Source organism: Anabaena subtropica FACHB-260 (assembly GCF_014697105.1).
GTDB classification, from domain to species: Bacteria; Cyanobacteriota; Cyanobacteriia; order Cyanobacteriales; family Nostocaceae; genus Trichormus; species Trichormus subtropicus.
In genome coordinates, this window is record NZ_JACJRF010000033.1 from 33,872 (window position 1) to 59,124 (window position 25,253).

General features: G+C 41.5%; 25 protein-coding genes. 16 read left to right on the top strand and 9 right to left on the bottom strand.

The features are described from left to right. Positions 1–36: 36 nt before the first annotated feature. Positions 37–1,392 carry a DUF3370 domain-containing protein gene (locus tag H6G18_RS17515; RefSeq protein ID WP_190408378.1) on the bottom strand — a complete coding sequence of 452 codons (1,356 nt, stop codon included), beginning with the start codon at positions 1,390–1,392 and terminating at the stop codon, positions 37–39. 178 nt (positions 1,393–1,570) lie between these two features. Further along, positions 1,571–2,083 (bottom strand): pyroglutamyl-peptidase I family protein, encoded by a 513-nt coding sequence (locus H6G18_RS17520; RefSeq protein ID WP_190408379.1) that lies wholly within the window; start codon positions 2,081–2,083, stop codon positions 1,571–1,573. Positions 2,084–2,141: 58 nt separating this feature from the next. Between H6G18_RS17520 and hisH the strand changes: the two genes are divergently transcribed. After that, on the top strand, positions 2,142–2,777 hold the full coding sequence (hisH, locus tag H6G18_RS17525; RefSeq protein WP_190408380.1) for an imidazole glycerol phosphate synthase subunit HisH: 636 nt from the start codon (positions 2,142–2,144) through the stop codon (positions 2,775–2,777). An 84-nt stretch (positions 2,778–2,861) separates the two neighbouring features. After that, positions 2,862–3,416 carry a 16S rRNA (guanine(966)-N(2))-methyltransferase RsmD gene (gene rsmD, locus H6G18_RS17530; protein WP_190408381.1) on the top strand — a complete coding sequence of 185 codons (555 nt, stop codon included), beginning with the start codon at positions 2,862–2,864 and terminating at the stop codon, positions 3,414–3,416. A gap of 149 nt (positions 3,417–3,565) precedes the next feature. Here rsmD and petG read toward each other — a convergent pair whose 3' ends face one another. Next, positions 3,566–3,679 (bottom strand): cytochrome b6-f complex subunit V, encoded by a 114-nt coding sequence (gene petG / locus H6G18_RS17535; protein ID WP_010995538.1) that lies wholly within the window; start codon positions 3,677–3,679, stop codon positions 3,566–3,568. Positions 3,680–3,888: 209 nt separating this feature from the next. Between petG and H6G18_RS17540 the strand changes: the two genes are divergently transcribed. Continuing rightward, complete coding sequence (locus H6G18_RS17540) at positions 3,889–4,263, top strand: c-type cytochrome (protein WP_190408382.1); 375 nt, start codon at positions 3,889–3,891, stop codon at positions 4,261–4,263. A 91-nt stretch (positions 4,264–4,354) separates the two neighbouring features. Here H6G18_RS17540 and H6G18_RS17545 read toward each other — a convergent pair whose 3' ends face one another. After that, positions 4,355–5,260 (bottom strand): tetratricopeptide repeat protein, encoded by a 906-nt coding sequence (locus H6G18_RS17545; RefSeq protein ID WP_313954441.1) that lies wholly within the window; start codon positions 5,258–5,260, stop codon positions 4,355–4,357. Positions 5,261–5,460: 200 nt separating this feature from the next. Here H6G18_RS17545 and H6G18_RS17550 point away from each other — a divergent pair, with 200 nt between their 5' ends. Next, entirely contained in the window at positions 5,461–6,237 is a 777-nt protein-coding gene (locus H6G18_RS17550) for a peptidylprolyl isomerase (protein WP_190408383.1), read from the top strand. 39 nt (positions 6,238–6,276) lie between these two features. On the opposite strand, the gene H6G18_RS17555 is transcribed toward H6G18_RS17550, so the two are convergent. Together H6G18_RS17555 and H6G18_RS17560 are read right to left on the bottom strand one after the other, a co-directional pair. Then, complete coding sequence (locus H6G18_RS17555; RefSeq protein WP_190408384.1) at positions 6,277–8,001, bottom strand: ABC transporter ATP-binding protein; 1,725 nt, start codon at positions 7,999–8,001, stop codon at positions 6,277–6,279. A 126-nt stretch (positions 8,002–8,127) separates the two neighbouring features. Continuing rightward, positions 8,128–8,427 (bottom strand): YkvA family protein, encoded by a 300-nt coding sequence (locus tag H6G18_RS17560; RefSeq protein ID WP_190408385.1) that lies wholly within the window; start codon positions 8,425–8,427, stop codon positions 8,128–8,130. 482 nt (positions 8,428–8,909) lie between these two features. Here H6G18_RS17560 and H6G18_RS17565 point away from each other — a divergent pair, with 482 nt between their 5' ends. The 3 genes from H6G18_RS17565 to H6G18_RS17575 all read left to right on the top strand — a co-directional run bounded on the left by H6G18_RS17565 (position 8,910) and on the right by H6G18_RS17575 (position 11,299). Next, complete coding sequence (locus H6G18_RS17565) at positions 8,910–9,629, top strand: MotA/TolQ/ExbB proton channel family protein (protein ID WP_190408386.1); 720 nt, start codon at positions 8,910–8,912, stop codon at positions 9,627–9,629. A 325-nt stretch (positions 9,630–9,954) separates the two neighbouring features. Next, positions 9,955–10,608 carry an ExbD/TolR family protein gene (locus H6G18_RS17570; protein ID WP_190408387.1) on the top strand — a complete coding sequence of 218 codons (654 nt, stop codon included), beginning with the start codon at positions 9,955–9,957 and terminating at the stop codon, positions 10,606–10,608. Positions 10,609–10,933: 325 nt separating this feature from the next. Next, on the top strand, positions 10,934–11,299 hold the full coding sequence (locus tag H6G18_RS17575; RefSeq protein ID WP_190408388.1) for a phage holin family protein: 366 nt from the start codon (positions 10,934–10,936) through the stop codon (positions 11,297–11,299). 82 nt (positions 11,300–11,381) lie between these two features. On the opposite strand, the gene psb29 is transcribed toward H6G18_RS17575, so the two are convergent. Beyond that, positions 11,382–12,083, bottom strand: a complete 702-nt coding sequence (gene psb29, locus H6G18_RS17580; RefSeq protein WP_190408389.1) for a photosystem II biogenesis protein Psp29 — start codon at positions 12,081–12,083, stop codon at positions 11,382–11,384. Between the two features lie 186 nt (positions 12,084–12,269). On the opposite strand from psb29, the gene H6G18_RS17585 reads away from it, so the two are divergent. Beyond that, the gene (locus H6G18_RS17585) at positions 12,270–12,866 is read left to right on the top strand and encodes a chromophore lyase CpcT/CpeT (protein WP_190408390.1); all 597 of its coding nucleotides are present in this window, start codon (positions 12,270–12,272) and stop codon (positions 12,864–12,866) included. 163 nt (positions 12,867–13,029) lie between these two features. Here the strand turns inward: H6G18_RS17585 and H6G18_RS17590 are convergent, their stop codons facing one another. Both H6G18_RS17590 and hemF read right to left on the bottom strand, forming a co-directional pair. Continuing rightward, positions 13,030–13,398, bottom strand: coding sequence for an STAS domain-containing protein (locus tag H6G18_RS17590; RefSeq protein ID WP_190408391.1), 369 nt, complete (start codon positions 13,396–13,398; stop codon positions 13,030–13,032). A gap of 414 nt (positions 13,399–13,812) precedes the next feature. Then, positions 13,813–14,856: an oxygen-dependent coproporphyrinogen oxidase gene (gene hemF, locus H6G18_RS17595; protein ID WP_190408392.1), complete on the bottom strand. Its 1,044-nt coding sequence runs from the start codon at positions 14,854–14,856 to the stop codon at positions 13,813–13,815. 507 nt (positions 14,857–15,363) lie between these two features. On the opposite strand from hemF, the gene H6G18_RS17600 reads away from it, so the two are divergent. The 8 genes from H6G18_RS17600 (at position 15,364) to H6G18_RS17635 (ending at position 24,710) form a co-directional block, all read left to right on the top strand. Then, positions 15,364–15,888, top strand: coding sequence for an SRPBCC family protein (locus tag H6G18_RS17600; protein WP_190408393.1), 525 nt, complete (start codon positions 15,364–15,366; stop codon positions 15,886–15,888). 235 nt (positions 15,889–16,123) lie between these two features. After that, positions 16,124–17,194 carry an Mrp/NBP35 family ATP-binding protein gene (locus H6G18_RS17605; RefSeq protein WP_190408402.1) on the top strand — a complete coding sequence of 357 codons (1,071 nt, stop codon included), beginning with the start codon at positions 16,124–16,126 and terminating at the stop codon, positions 17,192–17,194. Between the two features lie 168 nt (positions 17,195–17,362). Then, on the top strand, positions 17,363–18,676 hold the full coding sequence (rodA, locus tag H6G18_RS17610; RefSeq protein ID WP_190408394.1) for a rod shape-determining protein RodA: 1,314 nt from the start codon (positions 17,363–17,365) through the stop codon (positions 18,674–18,676). Positions 18,677–18,774: 98 nt separating this feature from the next. Continuing rightward, positions 18,775–18,972, top strand: coding sequence for an NAD(P)H dehydrogenase subunit NdhS (locus H6G18_RS17615; protein ID WP_190408395.1), 198 nt, complete (start codon positions 18,775–18,777; stop codon positions 18,970–18,972). Positions 18,973–19,045: 73 nt separating this feature from the next. Then, entirely contained in the window at positions 19,046–19,702 is a 657-nt protein-coding gene (locus H6G18_RS17620; protein ID WP_190408396.1) for a hypothetical protein, read from the top strand. Positions 19,703–19,848: 146 nt separating this feature from the next. Beyond that, positions 19,849–21,987, top strand: a complete 2,139-nt coding sequence (locus tag H6G18_RS17625) for a cation:proton antiporter domain-containing protein (protein WP_190408397.1) — start codon at positions 19,849–19,851, stop codon at positions 21,985–21,987. Between the two features lie 244 nt (positions 21,988–22,231). After that, a complete protein-coding gene (locus H6G18_RS17630) occupies positions 22,232–23,167 on the top strand; it encodes a UDP-glucuronic acid decarboxylase family protein (protein ID WP_190408398.1) in 936 nt (311 codons plus the stop codon). Positions 23,168–23,321: 154 nt separating this feature from the next. Beyond that, positions 23,322–24,710, top strand: coding sequence for a UDP-glucose dehydrogenase family protein (locus tag H6G18_RS17635; RefSeq protein ID WP_190408399.1), 1,389 nt, complete (start codon positions 23,322–23,324; stop codon positions 24,708–24,710). Positions 24,711–25,253: the final 543 nt, after the last annotated feature.

Sequence of the window (25,253 nt, forward strand, 5' to 3'; positions counted from 1 at the left end):
GCAATGCTACATCTCTACCAAGGGTTTTGCGTAATGCTACTGAGTGGCTACTGTTAATACCTGCGGTGGTGAAGCATCGGGGGGATAGAGAAAGTCTACCTCTACCAAACGGCGATCGCCTGTCTTCATATTCAATCTAGCCAAAGCTTCCCCAGGTTGACCCCGCCTCTGGACTAAATGTACAAATCGAGTTTGTTGTTGTCCTTGATCATCTCTGTAACGTATCCGCACACTCCCCCGAAAGAAGACTTGACGAGCTGGTGTAGTAAAAAAGCGTAGTCCCTGTTTCGTCAGCTGATCTTCCTTAATCGGAGTCTGCACAGATACACTCACAGTTTGAGCATTAGGAGTATTGTTATGCAAGGGCAACTTTAAACTATATTGAATAGCGTAATTACCATGAGCGCGATAGGCGGTATCAGGATAACGCACCAACATAGGCGCACTCTGAATTTGACCAGTCCCTAAAGTTCCACCATGTAAGGTACTTAGAGCATAAGAAAAAGCCTGTCCTGATTGGGGAATCGTTAAACTTCTGGCTTTGGGACTATCTACTATAAAAGAGCGCCAATAGGAACCACGAGCCACCCCAGCCACGCGTCCATAAATTCTCGGTTTACCAGTTTCGTCTAGGGGTGTAGGTGTCCTATCCCTGGGACTGGACACATCACTATTATCTAGTAAATTTTGCCACTCTTCTATAGTCGGCGCACGCTCACTACCATCAGCGTTGGTACGAGCAAACATAGCCAGACTAGCTGCATAGACTGTACCATTAGTCCGCAGTCGGGCAAAAGTTGAGCGACCATTTAAGGGTGGTGTCAATTCCCGCACAGGTATAGGTTGATTCAAGAGCATTCGACTTTGCCCTGGTGGTATGACAATTTGAGCCGGGAAAATCTCTTGTCGCCGTCCTCTTAATACATCAGCCGTAACACGACTACCAGGCCCCGCAAACACGTTACCCAAATTATTCTCAACAAAAGATGCTAACTCAATAAACGGTGCATCCGGTTGACTTAAATAACTCGCTCCTTGCAAAACATTTATCGTCACTGGTTGGGATGTAGGATTATGCAAAAGTATCCCTAAATATAATGAGCGTAAATCTTCCGGTGGTTCCGCTCTAGCAACGTGGTGGGCAAACACATCAAATCGCCCACGAAAAGGATAATTCAAATGAGCTGATGGTGCTTTTTTTCCTGCTGGTGGAAAAGTTGAAAGTAAAATTCCTTCTTTTAAAACTAATTCTGGACTATTGCTATTAAATGTGGGTATTGAATCTAACTGTCCTGGTAAAGCACGGACTTCTTGAGGTTGCACTACTTCTTCAGGCGGTGGTGCAGTAGGAGTTGATTGAGCCACTAAAAAACTTAGTAATAAAGACAACATAGGTGAAATTCAAAATTAAATAGTAACTGGGATTGGCGATTAAGAACTGGTCAAAAGGGGCAAGGTGTAGGAGGAAAATGGAAAATCTTTACCTAAGTTTATCCCCCTTGCTCCCTATCCCTCTGCTCCCCCGCTTCTTCTTCCTCATCTTCCCGCCCTCGCCTCGACGGTAATAATTTTATAAAAGTGCCAGATTGTTAATAATTAATAAGAAATCTGCGAGAATTGCCATCAAATTTTCCTGATTCAATACTGGAACATGAACAAAAACACAATGAGATGATAGTTTCTTTTGTCCTAAGTAGTCTAGTACTGAATAATAAAGACCTTCACAAACAAATTTACCGCAGTCTTCACTAATATCAGTTACCGTTGCTCCCACGAGTAATTGTTTTAAATCAATTGTGGTCTGTAAAAAGGTTTCTCCACAGGTCGCACCTACTTCTACACTCAATTTTTTACGGCTTGCCGCCATGCCACAACAGATAATGTAATCTGGTGAGAATTCCTCTATCTTTGCCATCACTAGGGAACTAGCAACCCCGGTATCAACTGGTAACAAGCGCAAAAAATTTAAATCTAATGGAAGTGAGTTAAGTTTAGTGACTTCAAATAATAAATCATCAGAAGAATTTGACTCTTGATCATCAAGCCAAATATCAAAAGAAGTTAATAGAATTCTTTTCTTCATGGAAAATATTATTTAGAATAGAAAAACCCTCCATAAACAATTTACAAGGAGAAGGTCAATGCCAGTTATTGCTGTTGTAGATTACGAGATGGGAAATTTGCATTCAGTTTGCAAAGGATTAGAAAAAGCAGGGGCGACTCCTATAATCACTCATTCTCATAAGGAATTAACCAAGGCTGATGCAGTGATATTGCCGGGAGTGGGAGCATTTGATCCAGCAGTCCAGAGCCTGCGATCGCGTGATTTAGAACAACCAATTAAAGATACAATCGCCTCTGGCAAACCCTTCTTAGGCATCTGTTTAGGGCTGCAAATTCTTTTCGAAGCGAGTGCGGAAGGTAATCAACCAGGACTAGGAATTATCAAAGGAAAAGTGAGGCGGTTTGTTTCTGAACCAGAAATTACCATTCCCCACATGGGGTGGAATCAATTGGAATTAACCCAACCAAAAAGTATTTTGTGGGAGCATTTACCGCCCCAACCTTGGGTATATTTTGTGCATTCCTACTATGTTGACCCAGTTGAGCCTCAAGTTCGTGCTGCAACCGTCACTCACGGTACGCAAACCGTCACAGCAGCCATTGCCCATGAAAACCTGATGGCAGTACAATTTCACCCAGAAAAATCATCAAATATTGGACTGCAAATTCTGTCTAATTTTGTCTCTCAAGTACGGGAAAAAATCGCAGCATAATATTAATTTGTCGGTCGTCAGTTGTCACTTGTCAGTAGACTAATTACTAGTAACTAATGATTAATGACTAATGACCATTGACTAATGACTCTAAGAATTTACGGGAATCGCCAAATTAAAACTTTACCAGGGCAAGAAACCCGACCCACCAGTGCGCGGGTTAGGGAAGCTGTTTTTAATATTTGGCAGGGAGAAATAGAAGGGTGTCACTGGCTAGATTTGTGCGCCGGTAATGGTTCAATGGGTGCAGAGGCTTTGTGTCGAGGTGCTAGCTTGGTGGTCGGAATTGAAAAATCAAGCCGAGCCTGTGCAGTAATTGAAGAAAATTGGCAGCTTATAGCCCATAGCGAGCAAAAATGGCGATTATTGCGCGGAGACGTTATTCAGCATTTAAAAAAATTATCAGGGCAGCAATTTGACAGAATATATTTTGACCCGCCCTATGCTAGTGGATTATATCAGTCAGTGCTAGAAGCGATCGCTCACTATCAATTATTAGATCCAAGCGGTGAAATTGCGATCGAACATAATCCCCACGGATGGGTAGATATATTAATTCCTAATTGGGAAATTTGCCGCCAGAAAGTCTACGGTAACACAGCACTTACTTTCTATAGAAGCGAGGAATTAGGGGAGTAGGGACTGGGAGAGGCAGGGAGCAGGGGGAGCAGGGGGAGCTAAAAAAGCTTTTTACTCACTACTCCCCACTCAGCACCGACTACACGCCCCACTACCGCTTTAAGCGCAGCTATGCCCGCAGCGCTTTACAGCACTCAGCACTTCAAAACTCAACCACCCAACTCGTTGGGGCGCTTGTATTGCTTATAGGCGGCGTAAAACAGTCCAGCTAGGGTGACAACAATCAAACCAAGAACAATGCCTGAAAGTAGGGGTTCAACCACTTTAAAATCTCCTGTTACGATTATTCATTATTGATTTCCCGCTTCTGATTTTACCAAATCGCGGATGAATCCTGCTTCCTACAGTATTTTTAGGCAAACTTTATATCTCAAAAAACTGTAGTTTATGCTTGCAGACATCATCAAGAACTTTTAAGCTATGTGTAGGAAATGAAAAATTTGAGTAAACCTAGACTTTTACAGCACACCTTTTGGATAACCAGATTACTAAACCTGAAATTCTGATTCAGCGTATCGCTTTAGTGGCGCTAGTGATACTGCTAGCAGTCCCTTTGGGCTTTTTTGGTGTTCAGTTGGTGAAAGCCTCTGACCCTTATGTTAAGAGTGTTTTTGCCATTAAAGGAGACCCAATACAGGGACACGCTATTTTTCAAATAAATTGTGCTGGCTGTCACGGTTTAGAAGCAGATGGTCGAGTCGGCCCTAGCTTACAAGCTGTGTCTAAGCGTAAGTCCAAGTATGGACTCATTCACCAAGTCATTAGTGGAGACACGCCACCAATGCCAAAATTTCAGCCCAGCACCCAAGAAATGGCAGACCTTTTGAGCTTTTTGGAGACTCTATAGCTCAATCAAGTTTAGATGCGCGCAGACCTAAAACCCCGATTTTTTTAAGAAATCGGGGTTTTTACATCAGTAATTCATATTTTAATGATGATTAAAATTTATTACGGCGAATTAATGATTCTAATTCACTTTTTTGACTATCAATTACCCCAATGATAGGACTGTCAAGGGTATATTTTGTCAAAAGTTGCGATGGGCTACGCCCCACCGTAGGTGATCGCTCTATTTTTAGATTATCTATTTTTTCATACGCTGCATTCGCTATCAGGTTTTTTACTACTTTTTGGTCTACTTGCGGTTGTGTGTTTACCAGTTGCTTATACAAATCCTGAAGTTGAGCATCAAAATTTTTCACTATAGGATGTTGAGACTGAAGTCTAGCTAGATTTAATGCCCGTTCAACTTCTGTTTTAGCAATTGTGTGTAAAATAGTACCAGTTGTTGTCTTGGGTACTGTGACAGCTACACCCATATTTGATAGCTCATTTCTGACTTGATCCAACATCTGTTGATATCTGGTGTCCATCATCCCAGTGTCAAAAACACCATCTGCATATTGCTGCAACAGTTTTTCTGCTATCTTATAGTCAGCGATCGCACTTTCTTTATTCCCTGATGCTTTATAAAGATTTGCTCTTAATAAATATTCATCAGCATTAGAACTTTTATTCTTCCCAATTAATTGAGTTAAATCGGAAATTGCTTTCTGCTTTTCACCCAACTTTTCATAAGCTCTGGCTCTGTTCCAATATGTACCACTACTAAAACCCAATCTACCCGTATTTTGCCTAATCACTTCGGTATAGTCTGTCACGGCTGCCTGATAATTTCCCATTGCAGCGTAAGCATTTGCACGATGATAGTAGGGTTCTTCAGCTTTGGGATTAAGTTTAATCGCTTGGGTGAAAGCAGCAACCGCCGCCGATAAATCTTTTTTACAATCTTGCTGAAAGATTTTCCCTGAGGATTGTTGAGTGTTGTGATCTACATCTATCACTTCATCCCTACAGGACTAATTTAACTTTGACAGCACTATATTTGCCACAAGAGTAGATTGGGTATTATCAATGATGTCTTGTAACTAAAAGCGAGTATACTACTTGCACACAAATCAGGTTGATTTTCGATAAAACTTTACATAAATTGCGTATTCTTGCTATTAGAATCTAAAAGCTAGAATGTCAAGGCATCACTGTTATGCAGGATACTAACTCAGCATCTATCACTCCAGAGTGCCAAAATGAACAGACAACAACTGAAGTGCTGCAAATTGGCAACCGTACCATTCAAGCCAGTGAACTCATTCCCTTACTGGCTAATTATCAATTGCTGCCGCAATTATTACGGGAATTAATTATTGATGAAGCAATAGCAGCAATAGAGTGTAAGCCTGAGGAATTAGCCCAAGCTAAACAGAGGTTTTTTGCTGAGAAACAGTTAACACAAGCAACTGATATTCAAGCATGGTTAGCCCATCAAGGCTTGAGTGACGCACAATTAGACAATATTATTGTTCGGAAGATTAAGCTAGACAAATATAAACAAGTCACTTGGGGGCCGAAACTAGAATCTTATTTTTTCCAGTTGAAGGCGAAACTAGATAAAGTAATTTACTCCCTGCTGCGAACTCAAGACCCAGGATTGGCGCAAGAACTCTACTTCCGCCTGCAAGCCAAAGAGCAATCTTTTGCAGAAGTAGCACAGAAATATTCTCAAGGCCCAGAATCTCAAACTGGTGGATTAGTTGGGCCTGTCGAGCAGAGTACACTGCATCCGGCAATGGTACAACTACTTTCTAGTTGTCAACCAGGTCAAATCTCACCTCCATCTCGTATTGCTGAGTGGTATGTCATTGTGCGGGTGGAGAAATTTGTCCCAGCGCAATTAGATGAACCAATGAAAGCTCGTCTGTTAAATGATTTGTTTGAAGGTTGGATGCAGGAACAACAAAGGGAAGTGGTTATTAGTCATTAGTCATTGGTCATTGGTCATGACAAATAAGTGAGATTCAACTTATGAAAATTGTTGAGTGTAAAATCTGGCATAACGATGTTCCAGGGCTAATAGTTCTTCATGTGTGCCTGATTCGACTATTTGACCACGTTCTAAAACTAAAATACGATCGCATCTTCTCACTGTACTTAAACGGTGAGCAATAATAAACACTGTGCGATTCTCCATTAATCTTTCTAAGGCTTCTTGCACTAACGCCTCTGACTCGGAATCTAAGGCTGATGTGGCCTCATCTAATATCAAAATTTGCGGGTTCAGTAATACAGCACGGGCAATAGCGATTCTTTGGCGTTGTCCACCAGATAAATTTACACCTCGTTCACCAACCCAGGTATTGTAGCCTTCTGGGAGTTGGCTAATAAATTGATGGGCGTTAGCAATTTTCGCCGCCGTAGCGACTGCTTCTAAATCAAATATGTCTTTTCCAAAGGCAATATTTTGGGCTACTGTCCCAGAAAACATAATAGTTTCTTGGGGAACAATCCCGATTTGTTGCCGCAAACTCTCTAAAGATACATCCCGAATATCAACGCCATCAATCAAGATTTCTCCGACTGAAGGGTCATAAAAGCGGGGAAGGAGATTGACAAAAGTAGTTTTACCAGCACCAGAAGCACCTACAAGAGCGATCGCTTCCCCTGGTAATGCCGATAAACTGATATCTTTTAAGACGGGTTCCCCTGGTTTATAGGCGAATGTCACGCGACGGTATTCTACTTTCCCCTTGACTGGCGGTAAGGTGACAGCATTGGGCTTTTCTAAGACCGTAGGTTCCATAGCCATTAATTCAAATATCCGGTCAACCGAGGCTTCCCCTTGCTTAAATTCGTTGTAGTTGTTAGTTACGTGACCGATGGGATCAATTAACAACCCGGCTGCGGCTAGGTAGCTAAAAAATTCTCCCACAGTTAAATTATTCTGCTGAATTTGCCATGCTCCCACCATCAACAAAGATAAAGCACTCAAGGCTTCCAAAAATCCCACAATGGGAATCTGCACTGCTTTCAGTCGTTCGGCTGAGTATTTGGCTTGAAAACTGCGTTCCGCTTCCCGGCTAAATCTAGCAATTTCGTAATTCTCGGCGGCGAATGCTCGTACTAGACGAATACCACTGAAAACTTCCGTCAAAATTGCCGATAAATCGGATACGCGACTTTGGCTTTTGAGAGAGTATTTACGTAAACGCTCACCAAACCAACCAATTAAAATCCCCATGAATGGAGCAACAATCACCGTTGCTAAGGTTAGTTGCCAATTCAAATAAATCATGTAAATGGGGATTGCCAGTAACTGCAATACACAGGGGATAAAGTCGTGGAAGAGTTTATTGACTACTTCACCAATGCGGTCAATATCTTCGGTGAGGCGGTAAGATAAATCACCTGCTTTAGCTGTTTCAAAATAGCTTAAATCTAACTTTTGCAAATGTCCATATACCTGTTTGCGGAGATAAAAAGCCACTCGCAAAGCAGCTTTGGACATATAGATATCTTGCACAGACTGAAAAAAGCCACGGACAAGAAACACCAAGCCCAAAATGGCAGCTAATTGAGCGATCGCCACTACATTACCTTGTCCAAAGGGATTGGCTAACCTACCTGCAAAATTAATTAAAGTTAAAGTCGCCAGCACATATCCCACAATGCCAACTAGCCCCTTAGTAATATTCTGCCACTGGGGTCTAACATAGGGCAGCAATTGCCAATAATTAGAACGAGTTTTCAAGCTCTCACATCCACAAAAATATTGTTCTTTGTTTGACGCTACCAGCTTTTGTGTAGTTTCAGCATATTAAAAATCCCCTACTGACCATCACAATAGGAGATTAAAAATTTGATTTAATTAACCTAATTACTTGACAGGAACAGCATTAACATCGACTGTTGCTTCAGTAGAAGTAGAATTCGCTACAGTATTAGACTCGCCCTTACGCGCTTTCCAACCGTCCAGCACCAGCCCAGATACTTCAGTAACTAAAATCGACAAAACTAAAAAATCATCGATTTGCCCTACAACAGGAATAAAATCTGGAGCAATATCAATTGGGCTGACGATGTAAACTATTGTTCCTAAAATTACCCACCAACGGTATTTTGGATTACGTAGTAAACCACGATACCAGTTATACAATCCTTGGATGGAAAAATTCATCTTTTAATCCTCTGTTTATTTTTAATTCTGACAAATCGACTGAAGAAATTCCGGTGGGAATAACCGCCCTAATTATTCTGGAAGACGCTACATAGAAACCGATTAGGGAGTTATGAGTGGGGAGTAAGCAATTATTTAACAGTTATCAAATCATCACAGAAAAGCATGGCGGCAAATTAGAGTGCTTCTCAACCCTTGGTCAAGGATCTGAATTTAGAATTCAAGTACCTATTCAACAAAAAATTCTGCATCAGTCTCAGTAAATTTCCCAGACAGAAAGTTTTTTCGTCATACTCCCGCGTTAAGCTAATTCTCAAGTTGTAAAATTCGAGTGTTCAATTCAAGAGCCTTAAATTTATATTCCAGATGATCTCTAATTGTGCTGGAAATTTATTTTTGTCAGTTCTGAGTTGTGCATTAATCTCTAAAATTAAAATGCTTTGGGATAGTTGCTTAAGCAATGGCGGGAGGAAACTTAAACAGTGGATATTATAGATTTGTTTTACAAGGGCGGGCCAGCTATGTGGCCTTTGCTGGCTCTGTCGATTTTATCTTTAAGTGTGATTTTTGAGCGTCTTTGGTTCTGGCTACGAATTTTTTCCCAAGAAAAGGAAATTGTTGATCGTGTCATAGATGCAGCTCATGATAATTGGGAAATAGCGGCGGATATTGCTAGACAGGCTACAGATCAACCAATTGGTCGATTTCTCTACGCTCCTTTACATTTACAAAAAACTGACGCAGAAACTTTTCGATTAGCTCTGGAGTCCACAGCAGAAGATGAATTAGCAGGGATGCGGCGCGGCGAAAAGCTATTAGAAGCTGTCATTGCCCTCGCACCGTTATTGGGATTGTTGGGTACAGTTTTAGGCTTAATCCAGTCTTTGCGGTCAATTCGCATCGGTGATTTGGGAACCGAATCTGCGGCTGGTGTGACTACTGGTATTGGTGAATCCTTAATTAGTACAGCAGCAGGGCTAATCGTTGCCATTGTTAGTTTGGTATTTTACCGATTATTTCAAAGTTTTGTTGTCAATCAACTCAAAGTTTTTCGGAAAGCAGGGAATGAAATGGAATTGCTATATCGTCAATCTCCCCCTGATTTGAGCAATACCACCCCAGTAATTGTCCGTGATAGTTTGCCCAGCAAAACAGGTAGAAGTAAGTTTCCTCAACCTCCTGAACCACCGGATCTCACCTAAGGGAACACCAAAAAATAAATTATTCCAAATTGACGGTTAGTAGGGTGCGTCAGTATGAATAATTTCTTGGTACAGCTAGGTTTTCTTGCACTGACGTACCCTAAATTTTGGATATTTTTTTATCTGGAAGTCCCTAAGTGCAAATCAAAGTGTAGTATTTTGTCAGGTTAGTTTTGAGGGTTTGTAGTAAGCACTCCAGTGCTTACTACACTACGAATTTGTTTATCTATCAATTTAAACCTGATGCCATAAAATCAAAAATTACCAAGATTTTTTGAGTCTTAGCCGAGAATACAAACCCAGTCATAAGTATAAAAATCAGGCAATGAAAGTTAATTTACATACTCCGGTCGAAGAAGTACAAATCCAAATTATTCCCTTAATTGATGTTGTTTTTTGTATTTTGACCTTTTTTTTGTTGGCTGCTTTGCAATTTACTCGACAGCAAGCGATAAACGTTGATTTGCCCAAAGCTAGTACTAGTACAGCCGCCGGGATAAATTCCACAGGCGGAAACCTGATTGTTACTATTGATGCAGTTGGCAATACCTATGTAGAGAAACAACTAGTAAGAAGAGAAGAGTTAACACAAAGCTTAAGGCAGTATGTGCAGGCAAACCCTAATGGTGTTTTAGTACTCAACGCTTCACGCACAGCTACTTACAACGATGTTGTTGAGACACTGGATTTGCTGCGGCAAGTGGGAGGCGATCGCGTATCCTTAGGTATTATCCCTACTTCTGCTCAACCCCAACCCAATATTCCTAACTTCCCAATTAATCCTGGTGTAGCACCCATACCCAACGTTGCACCAGTCCCAGGAATTAATCCTCCACCCAGTGAACTTACTCCCAACTTTCCCACAGACCCTAATCAACCCCCAAGCGGACAAAGTACCATTCCTGTAAATCCCGGTGTTTCTCCAGTCGTTCCTCCGGTTCCTGTAGCACCGGGGACTAACCCTGCACCGCAGCAATGAGATAAGAGAGTAGGAAAGATGAGGAAGTTGGGGAGAAGGGGAAGAGAGGGCAAGTTTAACCTATCTTCTTCATCTCCTCTCATCTTCTACCAAACCTAAAGATATACAAAATATTTTCTATGCAGATAATATTTTCCTGGTAACTTACAAATAATTGGTTAAGCTTCAAATTCAAATACAGCAGTTTGCAACTCAGGGAAGTAGAAAATTGATGACGCGCCCTAGAGATTCAGAGTCTTCTAGTTCTGACTTCTGCTGTATTTTTCTATAGAATAAACTGGGTAATTTATCGCCAAGCACCATACACGTTTCAGGGGTTGAGGCAATGAACGAAATTGTGACGCTGCTAATTGTTTGGGTAGTTACATCAATCAGCTTATTGATTATTAGTAAGTTACCTTTAGGTGTTGAAGTTGATACTCCACAAAAAGCTTTTCTTTCGGCTGCTGTTCTGGGTATTGTGACGGCAATAATCAGACCGATTTTACGCCTAATATTTGTAGTTCCCGATATACTCACATTTAACTTGTTATCGGGTGTGTTTACCTTTATGATTGCCGTTGTTTGTTTTAGTATTGCAGCTTGGCTAGTCGAGGGTTTCCGCTTGCGTTTCGGCATTTGGAGTGCCGTTCTCGGGGCATTTACCCTCACTATTATTAACAGCTTAATCTACAAGTTGTTGGGATTATAAAAAAGTCCATAGTCTATAGTCCATTAAGACAGAGTAAAAACTGTTGACTATTGACTATTGACTATTGACTGTTGACTATTGACTACTCATTTGGAGGAGCCACAGAGGTACTAGCTTGTTGTTGACGTTGTTCGCGTTTTTTGCGATCTGCTGATAGCATATCAGCCATGACTATCAATGCTTGAGTCATTTTATCTAGGTTAGAGCGATATAACTCTAAATCCTTATTGAGTTTATCTTCAGAGAGATGCAAGCCAGTGGCAATGGTTTTTAGTGCCTCAGTGCGTTGCTTTTCGTCCTTGACTAAATCTGGATTTGATAGTTCTAACAATGTAAACAGGCCGATCGCAAATAAACGGCTGTATTTAAAGTTAGGATTATTAGCGATCGCTTGTAGTTGCGATTGTAAGTCAGCATCTTGCTGTAAATGATTAGCTTGACTCAGCCACGCTACTAAATCATTAACAGGTAAGCTTTGAGCTACAGATTGTAACCGTTCAGCATCCTGTCTGTAGCGTTGTGGTTCTTGCTCTACAGCCTGACATATAGCATTAAAAATCGATTCTTTATCCCGTTCGGGTGTATAGCCTTCCATGAAGCGGTCAAAGGTAGTGACAACGCCCAAGGCATAAATAGGATTGTAGCTAAAATCTACATTTACTAATAGCAGGTGCATTTCTACCATTAACTCCTCTACCACCCGACGATAAATTGTGTTAATCGGTCGGGTATGTAGAGAGTAGAAAGTTCGCTTTGTATCAGAAACAGTACGGACGTTATTCACAAAGAAAATATTAAGGGCGACGTTATCTTATTTTCTACTTTAAAGGCTACTTTGCCAAGTTGGGGTTTCCCTATGGCAAGGAAGTAACTTTACGGGAGGCATAGCTTACCGTAGGCATCGCTTTTGCAAAAATCCAATAAATGTCAATATATTCTGTGAGTATATTTGCCATCATGCCTCACATTTATGGATTTTTCACCCGATTTACTCACCTTAGGTAAGTACCTAACTGGAGAATTTGATAATCGAGAACAAGCCTTAGCAGAACCAGTTTGGTTTGTTCACTTGCGTTTATGGCAAAGACCTGTTGATTTGTTTCCAGACGATAGCATTACCCTGTTTGCCGAACAAGCCAACATTGTTAATTTAGACCGTCCTTATCGCCAGCGCATTTTTAGGTTAATGCCCAATCCTAACTCGGAAACTGGGCTGTACGTACAGTATTATATGCCCAAAAATCCCAGTGCTTTAACTGGTGCAGGTCGTAACCCTGACTTACTCAAAACTTTAACTCCAGACCAATTAGAACTACTCCCTGGCTGCATTCTCTCAGTTAGTCAGCAAACAGTAGCATCTAACCGCTATCAGTTTACTGCGTCTCCTCTGCCAGATACTCGCTGTACTTTCACTTACTTGGGTAATACGGTACAAGTTTCTTTAGGGTTTGAAGTTACCGAGACAGAACTGTATACCTATGATAAAGGAATTGACCAAGAGACTGGCAAGGCTACTTGGGGGGCAATTACAGGCCCCTATCGTTACACCAAGCGAGAACAGTATTGAGTGCTGAGTGTTGAGTGTTGAGAAAATGTCAATCATTAAGTAGGTAGACACAAATAAAATCTGATTTTCTTAATTACGTAGCTTGCTTTGCTACGCAGGCGTAAGCCTACCCATAGCGGTATTATAAATGACGAATTGGTAGTACTCAGCAATCAATACACTACTAGCTAGCCATGCTACGAGGTACACCTTCTAAAGCTTCCTCTTCAGTCTCAAAGATTTCAAAGACTGTATCCATCATTGTTACTTCAAAGACGAGTTTAGCTTCCGGGTGGACATTACAGATGCGAAAACTACCATTCACTTTATCTGCATCACGCATTCCGGCGACTAAAGACGTGAGTCCAGAACTATCTATAAAATTTACCTGACCAAGATTTACAACTACATGATGACTAAGTTTAGAAATACACTCCTGCAATTTCAGACGAAATTGCCAGGCTGTGGTGATGTCTAAGCGACCTGCTGGTTTCAAGACAATAACAGCATTACCGTCTTGGGTTGTATATGTGGTTTGTTCTATTTGAATCACTGGTCTTTCCCTTGACACTCATCTCAACATTGACTGTGGCTGGGTCAGTCCTGAAATTGATGAGCCAAAACCTAATTGTTGGCAACAATTATTACTGATTCTTCAGCAAAAAGATTTGAAAAAAAGCAGTAATTTATTTAACCCATCAATTACAGGACTGCATTTAAGTGCTGAAACTCAATTTTCATAAGTTACAGCTAAATTCATCACCTTTTTGACTAGGTGCTTACTTTTAGTAGTTTAACTCACCAAAACTGAGGTGAGTACCCAGGCAACAGTACTGAAATAGAGAAGGCAATTTTTTTTGACCCCCATATTGATGAGTTCGTTATGTCTAAGCAAAGTCAGTTCCTATGCCATAGGAGGGGATAGTGCTGATACTTGGAAAAAATTACCATTGCCCAATTCTCAAAATTACTGATTTGGTTTCCAGTTGCTCCAATCTTGGGGCTTGAGGAAGGTATCATATAACTCTGCTTCTGGAGAATTGGGTTCTGGCTGATAACCGTATTCCCAACGAACTAGAGGTGGTAAAGACATCAAAATAGATTCAGTACGTCCGTTGGTTTGCAAGCCAAAAATTGTTCCTCGGTCATAAACCAAGTTAAATTCGACATACCTACCGCGACGATAAAGTTGGAAATTCCGTTGGCGATCGCCATATTCTATCCCATGACGGCGTTCCACGATGGGGACGTAGGCGGGTAAAAAGGCTTTACCAGAACCTTGGACAAAACTGAACAAATCTTCCCAATCCCGTTGTGCTGGTTCTCCTACTTGGTTACTGTAATTGGCTGCTTCTCCTTTGGGGTTGGGGCCGCGATATAAAACACCTTGTCCATCTTGATAATCAAAAAATAGACCTCCTACACCCCTAGTTTCATCACGGTGCTTGAGATAGAAGTATTCATCACACCAACGTTTAAACACTGGGTAATACTCTGGGTGATGTTCGTCGCAAGCCTGCTTCAGTGTGTTGTGGAAATGGGCTGCATCTTCTGCAAAGGGGTAATATGGTGTTAAGTCCGCACCACCACCGAACCACCACACTGGGCCGGCTTCAAAATAACGGTAGTTGAGGTGAACCGTTGGGATATAAGGGTTACGTGGATGTAATACCAAGGATGTACCTGTGGCATAAAAACCATGTCCTTCCGCTTCTGGACGCTGGGCTAAAATTGAAGGAGGCAGATGAGAACCCCAAACTTCCGAAAAATTTACACCTGCTTGTTCAAATATTGCACCATCACGTAGCACACGCGATCGCCCGCCACCCCCCTCAGGACGTTCCCAACTATCTTCGTGAAACTCCCCCACACCATCAAGTTTTGTTAAGGCTTGTGTAATATCATCTTGTAGCTGTTTCATAAAATGACTGACTCTAGCTTTAGCGTCAGTCGCTGGTAGAGACGGGGATACTTTTGCTTTTACCGTTGGGGTTTGCGAGTTTGTCACCATAGATTCCCGAACCTAAATTACAATTTCCTAAAAAAAGCCGCAAATTTCTAGTTTAAAAACTTTTGGGCTACACGAACCAAAAATCAGGCTCAAATTACCCAAGTAGTTTTTTTACTTGTTAAACGTTTACACGATTAATAGGCATGACTAGAGTTATTTTCCCTCAAATGCGTATAGGCTTGTATATTGACTAAGTTTTTGTTGTACTTCTTGATGGAAACATTCTGGTGTTAACACCAGACTCTGGTGAACTAGTCTACAAATACCTTGACCGTGAGGTTATACTTTCAGGTTCTCAATGAACCATGTACAAATTTCATGCTGTACGGATTATGGTGATACCCCACGAGTTGAAGTTTCAACCCCAGATCAATCTTGTTGTTCTTTATGCCTAATCGAGATTTATCATACTGAAGGCAATTGTGAGCAAATGTATTTTAGGGTTGAATCACAGTAGCCAACTATTCCAGAGTTACCAGCAAGTGTGTAGGTAGGAGGATTAGGCAAATGGGAACGTGGTTATCCAAATTCGTCCACCGCAAACGCCGTAGATTTTGCGTTTCTCTGGTACAGACATATCGAGAAATTAGTTATGCGTCCGTAGATGAACTGTGGCAAAAAGTAGTCGATCTAACAGATGTTTCTTGGCATCCACTACTTAAAAGTACCAATGTACCTTACGGATTAGTACCCAAACCTGGATTAATTTACCAAGCAGTGACACGCTTTTCCCCAATTCCCATCCAGATTTTTGTAGAACGTGTCAACCCCAGGGAATTACTTTGTATCCGGGTCATGGCGATTCCTGGTGTGGAAGAACGGGTTACTTACCAGGTAGAATCTACAGTTTGTGGAACGTGTTTATCGTATTCTGTGACATTACGCGGTTGGTTATCACCACTAGTTTGGTCATTCTCCCGTCCTTACGTAGACCGTGTAGCACGTTCCTTAGTAGAATCCGTAGAAAAAGCCACATTACAAGCGGTTTCAGGGAAGAAAAAGAGCCTAAATGATAATTGTTTTGATTTTTAGGCTAGGGAATTTTGACGTGCTGAGTTGCAATTTGCTCTTACGCCCCACTCCCGAATCTTTAATCCCTAAAGAAAGTTAAGATTTTATTAGGTGATAATAAAAATTTCTTAAATTTTATTATGCCGATCCAAGAGGAAATACTCAGCAATTTTTGCTGATCTAATTTGCAGCTGGTCAAAAACCAAGTCGCATCTATCTCTAGCTTGAATTTTGAATTTTGAATTTTGAATTGTATATGTACGATGTCCTCGATTCACAATCTGTCTTAGAAGTGTTGCGACCAGTGCAAGACCCAGAACTGCGTAAGAGTCTGGTAGAACTGAATATGATTCGCAACGTCAAAATTGATGGTGGTCTCGTAAGCTTCACCTTGGTTTTGACTACACCTGCTTGCCCATTGCGGGAATTCATTGTCGAAGACTGTCAAAGAGCGGTGAAAAAGCTACCTGGGGTAACAGATGTCAGTGTAGATGTGACAGCAGAGACACCTCAACAAAAAAGTTTGCCAGACCGCAATGGTGTTCCTGGGGTAAAAAATATTATTGCTGTCTCCAGTGGTAAAGGTGGTGTAGGTAAAAGTACGGTCGCAGTCAATGTTGCTGTGGCTTTAGCGCAAACAGGGGCGAAAGTCGGCTTACTGGATGCGGATATTTACGGCCCCAACGACCCCACAATGCTGGGGCTGGGTGATGCTCAAATTGTTGTGCGTTCCACAGAAAAAGGTGAGGTGCTGGAACCTGCCTTTAATCATGGTGTCAAATTAGTCTCAATGGGCTTTTTGATTGACCGAGACCAACCAGTAATTTGGCGTGGGCCGATGCTAAATGGGGTAATCCGCCAGTTTCTCTATCAAGTAGAATGGGGCGAACTTGACTATTTAATCGTGGATATGCCTCCAGGAACTGGAGATGCTCAGTTAACCTTAACTCAGGCTGTACCAATGTCTGGAGCAGTAATTGTGACTACACCCCAAAACGTAGCTTTATTAGATTCTCGTAAAGGTTTGCGGATGTTCCAGCAAATGAACGTCTCTGTTTTGGGAATAGTAGAAAACATGAGCTACTTCATTCCCCCTGATATGCCAGATAAACATTACGATATCTTTGGTTCCGGTGGCGGTTCCAAAACAGCAGCAGAATTAGGAGTACCTTTATTAGGCTGCATACCCTTGGAAATTTCCACCAGAATCGGTGGTGATAATGGTGTTCCTATCGTTGTGGCTGACCCAGATTCAGCGTCAGCAAAAGCACTAAAAGCGATCGCTTTAGCAATTGCTGGTAAAGTATCAGTCGCCGCCTTAACATAATAAAAATTATGCGTTCTGAGTGCTAAGTACCAAGTTAAAACTCATTACTCAGCACTCAGTACTAAATTTGCTCAGGGGAAATTTTTGTCTGATTCCTACGTCACAACTTAGGAATACAGAGTTATTAATATTGAATAAATCTAACAGCTAAACTTTTAACTCACAAAAATGCTATTAAAACGTTCGCTCCCCAAAATGCGCTGGAAGTCTTGGGTTAAGCCTTGGCAACAAATAGATTTGCCCCTGTTTTTTTTGCCTATTGGGGTCAGCTTTTTTGGCGGTTTGATGATTCTTAGTACAGAACTTAAGCAGCCAGTAACAGACTGGTGGTGGCACTGGTTAGTAGCGAGTATCGGTGTTTTGATAGCGTTGTTTATCTCTCGTTTTCGTTACGAAAATTTACTTCAGTGGCATTGGGTGACTTATGCACTCACCAACTTCAGCCTGATTATAGTAATGATTGCTGGGACTAGCGCCAAAGGGGCCCAAAGGTGGATTAGTATTGCTGGTTTTAACGTGCAACCGTCAGAATTTGCCAAAGTAGGGATCATCATTACCTTAGCGGCTTTATTACACAAGACTACGGCTGCTACCTTACCTAACTTTTGCCGTGCTTTGGCATTTACTGCCATACCTTGGTTGTTAGTATTTTTACAGCCGGATTTGGCAACATCTTTAGTATTTGGAGCGATCGTTTTAGGGATGCTGTATTGGGCAAATGCTAATCCAGGTTGGTTAATATTGTTGATTTCTCCCATCATCGCAGCTATTTTATTTGGCATATACTGGCCGCTATCAGAACCCTTGGTATTTAAAGAAATATCTTTTGGCCCCTTAGGGATAATTTGGTCAATTGCTATGGGCATTGTCGGTTGGCAAACTCTCCCTTGGCGACGGTTTGGTCTTAGTGGTATTGGTGCCTTTTCACTCAATATGTTAGGTGGTGAATTAGGTATATTTGCCTGGAACAATATTTTAAAAGAGTATCAAAAAGACAGATTAACAACATTTCTTCGCCCCGGACAAGACCTTTTGGGGGCTGGCTATCACCAACACCAATCTCGCATTGCCATTGGTGCTGGGGAAACCTGGGGTTGGGGTTTGTTTAAAGGGCCGATGACGCAATTAAATTTTGTGCCTGAACAGCACACCGATTTTATTTTCTCTGCGGTGGGTGAAGAATTCGGTTTTGTAGGATGTTTAATTGTTTTATTTGTGTTTTGCTTTATTTGCTTCCGGTTACTGCACGTCGCGCAAACTGCCAAAGATAACTTTGGTTCTTTGTTGGCGATTGGCGTTTTATCGATGATTGTGTTCCAGTTGGTTGTTAATGTAGGTATGACTGTAGGTTTAGCACCAGTAGCAGGTATTCCCTTACCGTGGATGAGTTATGGACGTTCTGCCATGCTGACCAATTTCATAGCTTTAGGAATAGTAGAATCGGTAGCAAACTTCCGACAGCGACAAAAGTATTATTTTTGAGTAAATAGTCAGTTGTTTTTCCACTGACCACTGACAACTAACAACTGACATCTCACAAGTATTAAGCTAATAACAGGAAGTAAGCGAGGCAAGAAATCATGATCCTACCTGGAGCCACTGTTCGCGTCAAAAATCCCAATGATACTTATTATCGCTACGAAGGACTTGTACAAAGGGTAAGTGATGGTAAAGTAGCTGTTTTGTTTGAAGGCGGTAACTGGGACAAGTTAATTACCTTTCGTTTATCGGAATTAGAAGCAGTCGAAATCACTGCCGGCAAGAAGAAAGGAAAATGATTTAGTCCAAAGTCAATAGTCAATAGTCCCAGCTATTTGACTGTTGACTGTTGACCTTTGACTCTTAACTATCATGCGCCTCCCCTTACCACAGTTTGACAAAAGCGATCGCCACCCCAGCCACATTGCTGAGGTGATAGAAACGGCTAGCACTGAATTTTTGGCGCAGTGTCTAGAACCGGAAGACTTGACCTTTCCCTCAATGCCGCCGTTTGGGAGTTGGGTGTGTGCTGTGGATGAAGAGTCAGGTAATCAAGTCTACGCGATCGTCTATCATGCTACGACTATGCCTGTGGATTCCGTTCACCGAGCAGTAGCTATGGGGATGTCATTGCAAGATTTGCGAGAAGAACAACCCCAGATATTTGCTATGCTGAAGACGGAATTTCGAGCTGCGATCGTGGGGTTTGAGCAGTCACCAACCTCTCCCAATGCCAGCAGAAGAGTATACCAGTATTTACCACCACGTCCTCCACAAATTCACCAAGCCGTGTATCAGTGTGAACCTGAGGTGATAGTTAAATTCACTGAAGAATTAGAATTTTTGCGGACGTTACTTTCTATTAATGGCGCACCAGTAGAATCGTTAACCGCAGCTGCCATTCGGGAAGTCTACCAACTACGCAAAGCTGATCGGGAATGGTTAATCAAAGCTGGGCGTACTTTAAGCATATTGCTAAAAGACGATTACGATCGCCTAAGATTCATTCTCAGCCAGATCCATCCATAGGTAGTTAGTTCAAATACTATTACCTCGGTACTTTAGGTTAAGGCTTTTTGATTTTTTACAGGGTAGCTTTCACAGTTATGTATGATTGATCGGACGATTACCTCAGGGTAATCTCCCTCTTACCGTCGCCCTTTCAAATTCCACCTATGGAACCCTTATCACCAGTTCTTGCTCTAGAACAAACTTCTCAAGTTCTCGGTAAGGAACCAATTGTTCCCTTTGCAATTTTACTGGTAATTCTCTTAGTTGTACCCATCCTATTTGAAAGACTGAGATTACCAGGAATAGTAGGTTTAGTCCTCGCTGGATTAATATTAGGGCCGTCGGGTTGGAACTTATTCCATACAGAATCACCCATGATTGGCCTGCTATCAGAGATTGGCTTAGTTTATTTAATGTTTGTAGCAGGCTTAGAAGTTGACTTAAAATTGTGGCGGCGGCAAAGAAAACGTGCCTTTGGGTTTGGCTGCTTTAGTTTTACTGTGCCTTTGTTGATGGGAACTGTGTTGGGGCGATTTTTGAACCTAGATTGGAATACTTCAGTATTACTTGGCTCATTATTCGCTTCTCATACCCTCTTGGCTTATCCTATTATCAATCGTTTAGGTGTAATCAGTAACCAAGCTGTCACTGTGGCGATTGGCGCTACGGTGCTGACAGATATTGGCGCACTTTTAGTATTAGCTATTTGTGTATCTGCATCACAAATTACTGTATTAAATTTATCTCAGTTATTCAGCTTGTTAGGCTGGTTAATTATTTACTCTGTGGCAATTTTGCTGGGATTTGATTGGGCTGGTAAAGAGTTTTTTCGGCGTTCAGGGGACGATGAGGGTAACAAGTTTTTATTTGTATTACTAACAGTGTTTCTGGCAACTGTAGTAGCTCAATTTATCGATATAGAAAAAATTTTGGGAGCATTTTTAGCAGGTTTAGCAGTCAATGAAGCTGTTGGTGAAGGGCCTGTCAAAGAAAAAATAGTTTTTGTTGGTAGTGTCTTATTTATCCCAATTTTCTTTATTAACCTTGGTTTGCTGATTGATTTACCTAATTTAATTAATAATCTTTTTACTCTAAAGTTAACTTTTTTGATTGTATTCGGTTTGATTGCTAGCAAATTTATTGCTGCTTGGTTAGCAAAGTTTTTCTATGGCTATAGTTGGCAGGAAATGTTAACCATGTGGTCTTTATCCATACCTCAAGTTGGTACAACATTAGCTGCAACTTTCGTAGGGTATAAAGCAGGTTTATTATCACCAGCAGTTTTAACCAGCGTCATTGTCTTAATGTTAGTGACTGCAACTTTAGGGCCGTTGCTTACTAGTCGCACATCTGTAGCTTTAACTACCGGAGCAGTTACAGAGCCAGTTACTTCAAAATTGCCTGAGCAACAGAGAGAAGAAATCCACAAAAGTGATTTTACTATTGTTGTACCTATCTATAATCCCCATACTCAGCCATATTTGATCGAAATGGCGGCATTATTGGCAAGTCAAGCTCAAGGGCGAATTATACCATTAGCGATCGCCTCAGCTGCGGCTCACATGGATGCACCCCAATTAGAATCTTCCCTGCAAAGAAGTGAACGGTTACTCACAAAAGCCACCACCCAAAGCCAAGTCTTGGGTGTGGAAGCATCGCCATTACTCCGCATTGATGATGCTTTTGCACCAGGGATTAGTAGAGCAGCTCGTGAACAAAAAGCGAATTTAATTGTCATGGGTTGGGGTAAACGGACTGGGTTAAGAGCGCGCTTATTTGGCAATGTAATTGATAATGTATTGTGGTCTTCCCATTGTCCCGTCGCTGTGACACGTCTTGTAGAATCACCCAAGAAAATTCAACGCATCTTAGTACCGTTGGAAAATTTAATCACACCAACACTACAGCCAGTCCAGTTTGCTCAGATGTTAGCAGAAGCAAACCAAGCCCAAGTGACAGTGTTAAATGTGTGCGATCGCCACACGAGTTCTAGTAAAATTGCTTCACGGCGATCGCAACTTGCCTTGTTGGTGTCTACATTAGCTTTGCCAAATTCACCAGAAATTCAAATTATTGCTCATGAAAATGTTGCTCAAGCAATTTTGCAAGCAGCACGATTATATGACTTAGTAGTCTTACCGTTTAACCGTAACCGGACAAGTCCTGGGGGATTAGCTCTGAGTGATGTCACAACCCAACTAGCTAGTTACATTACCTGCTCTATTGTGATGTTGGGAGAACCGCAGCGCGTGCAAACAAGTACTGTCACAACAGGTTTTTCTAATCCTACAGCTACTGTATAAGTACAGAACTATAACAACACTTTACTTTGTTGAAGATTTGATGAAGTCTTGGTTAAAACACACAAATACTTCATGATGTTTGTTATTTTTCTAAGTGAATTCACAAAAATATTAAAAAAATGTAAATATCCTCAATCAAAAATCTGGAATTATTCTTGTTCGTGCTGTATTGTCATATCTGGGCTAGATCGTTTAGAAACAATATCACAAGCCACTAACAGTATTTGTAAGCAACTGGGAAAATATGAGAATTTTGGTGACGGGCGGTGCAGGGTTTATTGGTTCTCATCTGATCGACAGACTCATACCTCAAGGCCATGAAGTTATTTGTTTAGACAACTTCTATACAGGCGACAAACGCAATATCCAGAAATGGACGAATCATCCCAATTTTGAAGTCATTCGTCATGATATCACTGAACCAATTCGGTTAGAAGTTGATCAAATCTATCATTTAGCTTGCCCAGCTTCCCCAGTACACTATCAGTACAACCCAGTCAAAACTGTTAAAACTAACGTGATGGGTACACTGAATATGTTAGGGCTAGCTAAACGTGTCAAAGCCAGGTTTTTCTTAGCTTCTACTAGCGAAGTATACGGTGATCCAGAGGTTCACCCCCAACCAGAAGAGTATAGAGGTAACGTTAACCCTATCGGTATACGTTCGTGCTATGACGAAGGAAAAAGAATTGCCGAAACTCTAGCATTTGACTACTACCGACAAAATAAAGTTGATATTCGCGTCGTCCGTATATTTAACACCTACGGCCCCAGAATGCTAGAAAATGACGGGCGGGTGGTAAGTAATTTTATAGTTCAAGCCTTGCGAGGAACACCCCTCACTGTGTACGGAGATGGTTCACAAACTCGTAGTTTTTGCTATGTTTCTGACTTGGTAGAAGGGTTTATTCGCTTGATGAATAGCGACTATGTGGGGCCAGTGAATTTAGGAAATCCTGGTGAATACACTATTCTGGAATTGGCGCAAGCTGTGCAAAATTTGATCAATCCAGATGCACAAATCAAGTTTGAATCATTACCAGCTGATGATCCACGTCGTCGCCAACCAGATATCACAAAAGCCAAAACCTTGTTAAATTGGGAACCTACCATTCCTCTGCAAGAAGGGTTAAAACTGACAATAGAAGATTTCCGCGATCGCATCAAGAGTGCAGTCTAGGATACAGGCTCCTGAGCAGCCTGAGGCACTGTGTTAAAGTGGTAGCTGACTTTTTTGAGCAAGTACTTTAGCAACAGTGCAACCAGAAAGAGTGTAAGTGTCATCTTGACAAATTTTTGCTTTAAAAATAACCCCAAGTGAGGAGTTAAACAAAATGCGTGTTTGTGTAATTGGGACTGGTTATGTTGGCTTGGTTACAGGAGCTTGTTTAGCTCACATCGGGCATGATGTGATCTGCGTAGACAATAACGAAGAGAAAGTCAAGATTATGAAAGCTGGGCAGTCACCAATTTTCGAGCCTGGACTTTCAGAAATTATGCAGTCGGCAATCCAAACTGGGAAGATCGAGTTTAGCACAGATTTAGCAGCAGGAGTAGCCCACGGAGAAATTTTATTTATTGCTGTCGGTACACCACCTTTACCTACCGGTGAAAGTGATACCCGTTACGTTGAAGCTGTAGCCCGTGGTATCGGTGCTAACCTCAATGGTGGTTATAAAGTAATTGTTAATAAATCTACAGTACCCATCGGTTCTGGTGACTGGGTGCGAATGATTGTTCTAGATGGTATTGCTGAACGTCAAAAAAACCTCGTAACCGCAGGTGGCGGAGTAATTGAGGATAAATTACCTGAATTACCTCAGTTTGATGTCGTTAGCAACCCAGAGTTTCTGCGGGAAGGTTCAGCCGTATACGATACATTCAACCCTGACCGCATTGTTTTGGGAGGTAATAGCCCCAGAGCGATCGCCATGATGCAAGAATTATATGCGCCAATTGTCGAGCGCAAATTTGCAGAAAACCAATCTTTACACCCTGTACCCATCCTGGCTACAGACTTAAGTTCCGCAGAAATGATCAAATATGCGGCGAATGCTTTCCTAGCCACTAAGATTAGTTTCATTAACGAAGTAGCTAACATTTGCGATCGCGTTGGTGCTGATGTTACCCAAGTTGCCAAAGGTATTGGTTTAGACTCCCGTATTGGTAACAAGTTCTTACAAGCTGGTATTGGTTGGGGTGGTTCCTGCTTCCCCAAAGACGTAGCTGCATTGATTCACACAGCCGATGATTACGGCTATGAAGCCCAATTATTAAAATCTGCTGTCAGCGTCAACGAACGTCAGCGTTTGATTGCTTTAGAAAAACTACAACAAGTCCTGAAAATCCTCAAAGGTAAAACTGTAGGTTTACTCGGTCTGACCTTTAAGCCAGACACCGACGATTTACGTGATGCACCTGCATTGAACTTAATCGAGCAACTAAACCGCCTGGGTGCTAAAGTCAAAGCCTACGACCCCATCGTTTCCCAAACTGGTATGCGTCATGGTCTTTCTGGTGTATTAGTAGAAACTGATGCTGAACGTTTAGCTGATGGTTGTGATGCGTTGGTACTTGTGACTGAATGGCAACAATTTAGCAGTCTCGACTATGCCAAGATGGCTCAATTAATGAGTAACCCTGTAATTATCGATGGTCGTAACTTCCTTGACCCCGAAACTTTGGTACGGGCTGGATTCCAATATGTAGGTGTTGGACGATAAAAATATTCTTTGTTCAAGAAATCTGATTAATTCAATCTATCTCAATACCGCTTAGAAATAGGCGGTATTTTATTGGTCGAATGTTGATAAATTTTTATTGCAAAGAAAGGTAGGTAGTTTCAATCCCTGATAGGGATTTTAATTAGTTGGAACAATTGCGATATTAGTTGTATCGAAAGCGAGGGAGGAGTTTCAATCCCTGATAGGGATTTTAATTAATTGGAACTTGAGTCTGGTAACAGCATAGATGTATTTGAAGTAGTTTCAATCCCTGATAGGGATTTTAATTAATTGGAACGTTCTGGATTAGGTTTGGGCGCGGGAACAATTGCGTTTCAATCCCTGATAGGGATTTTAATTAATTGGAACATTCTGGATGTTGTACTTCCAGGTCTTTTACTAAAGTTTCAATCCCTGATAGGGATTTTAATTAATTCAATACCTTAGCCAAAATAAGAGGATGAAGAGAGAGGGCCGATGTAGTAGAGTTATTGTCTCTCACAACGACAACTCAAAAACCACAATCAGCCCATGCCCGATATC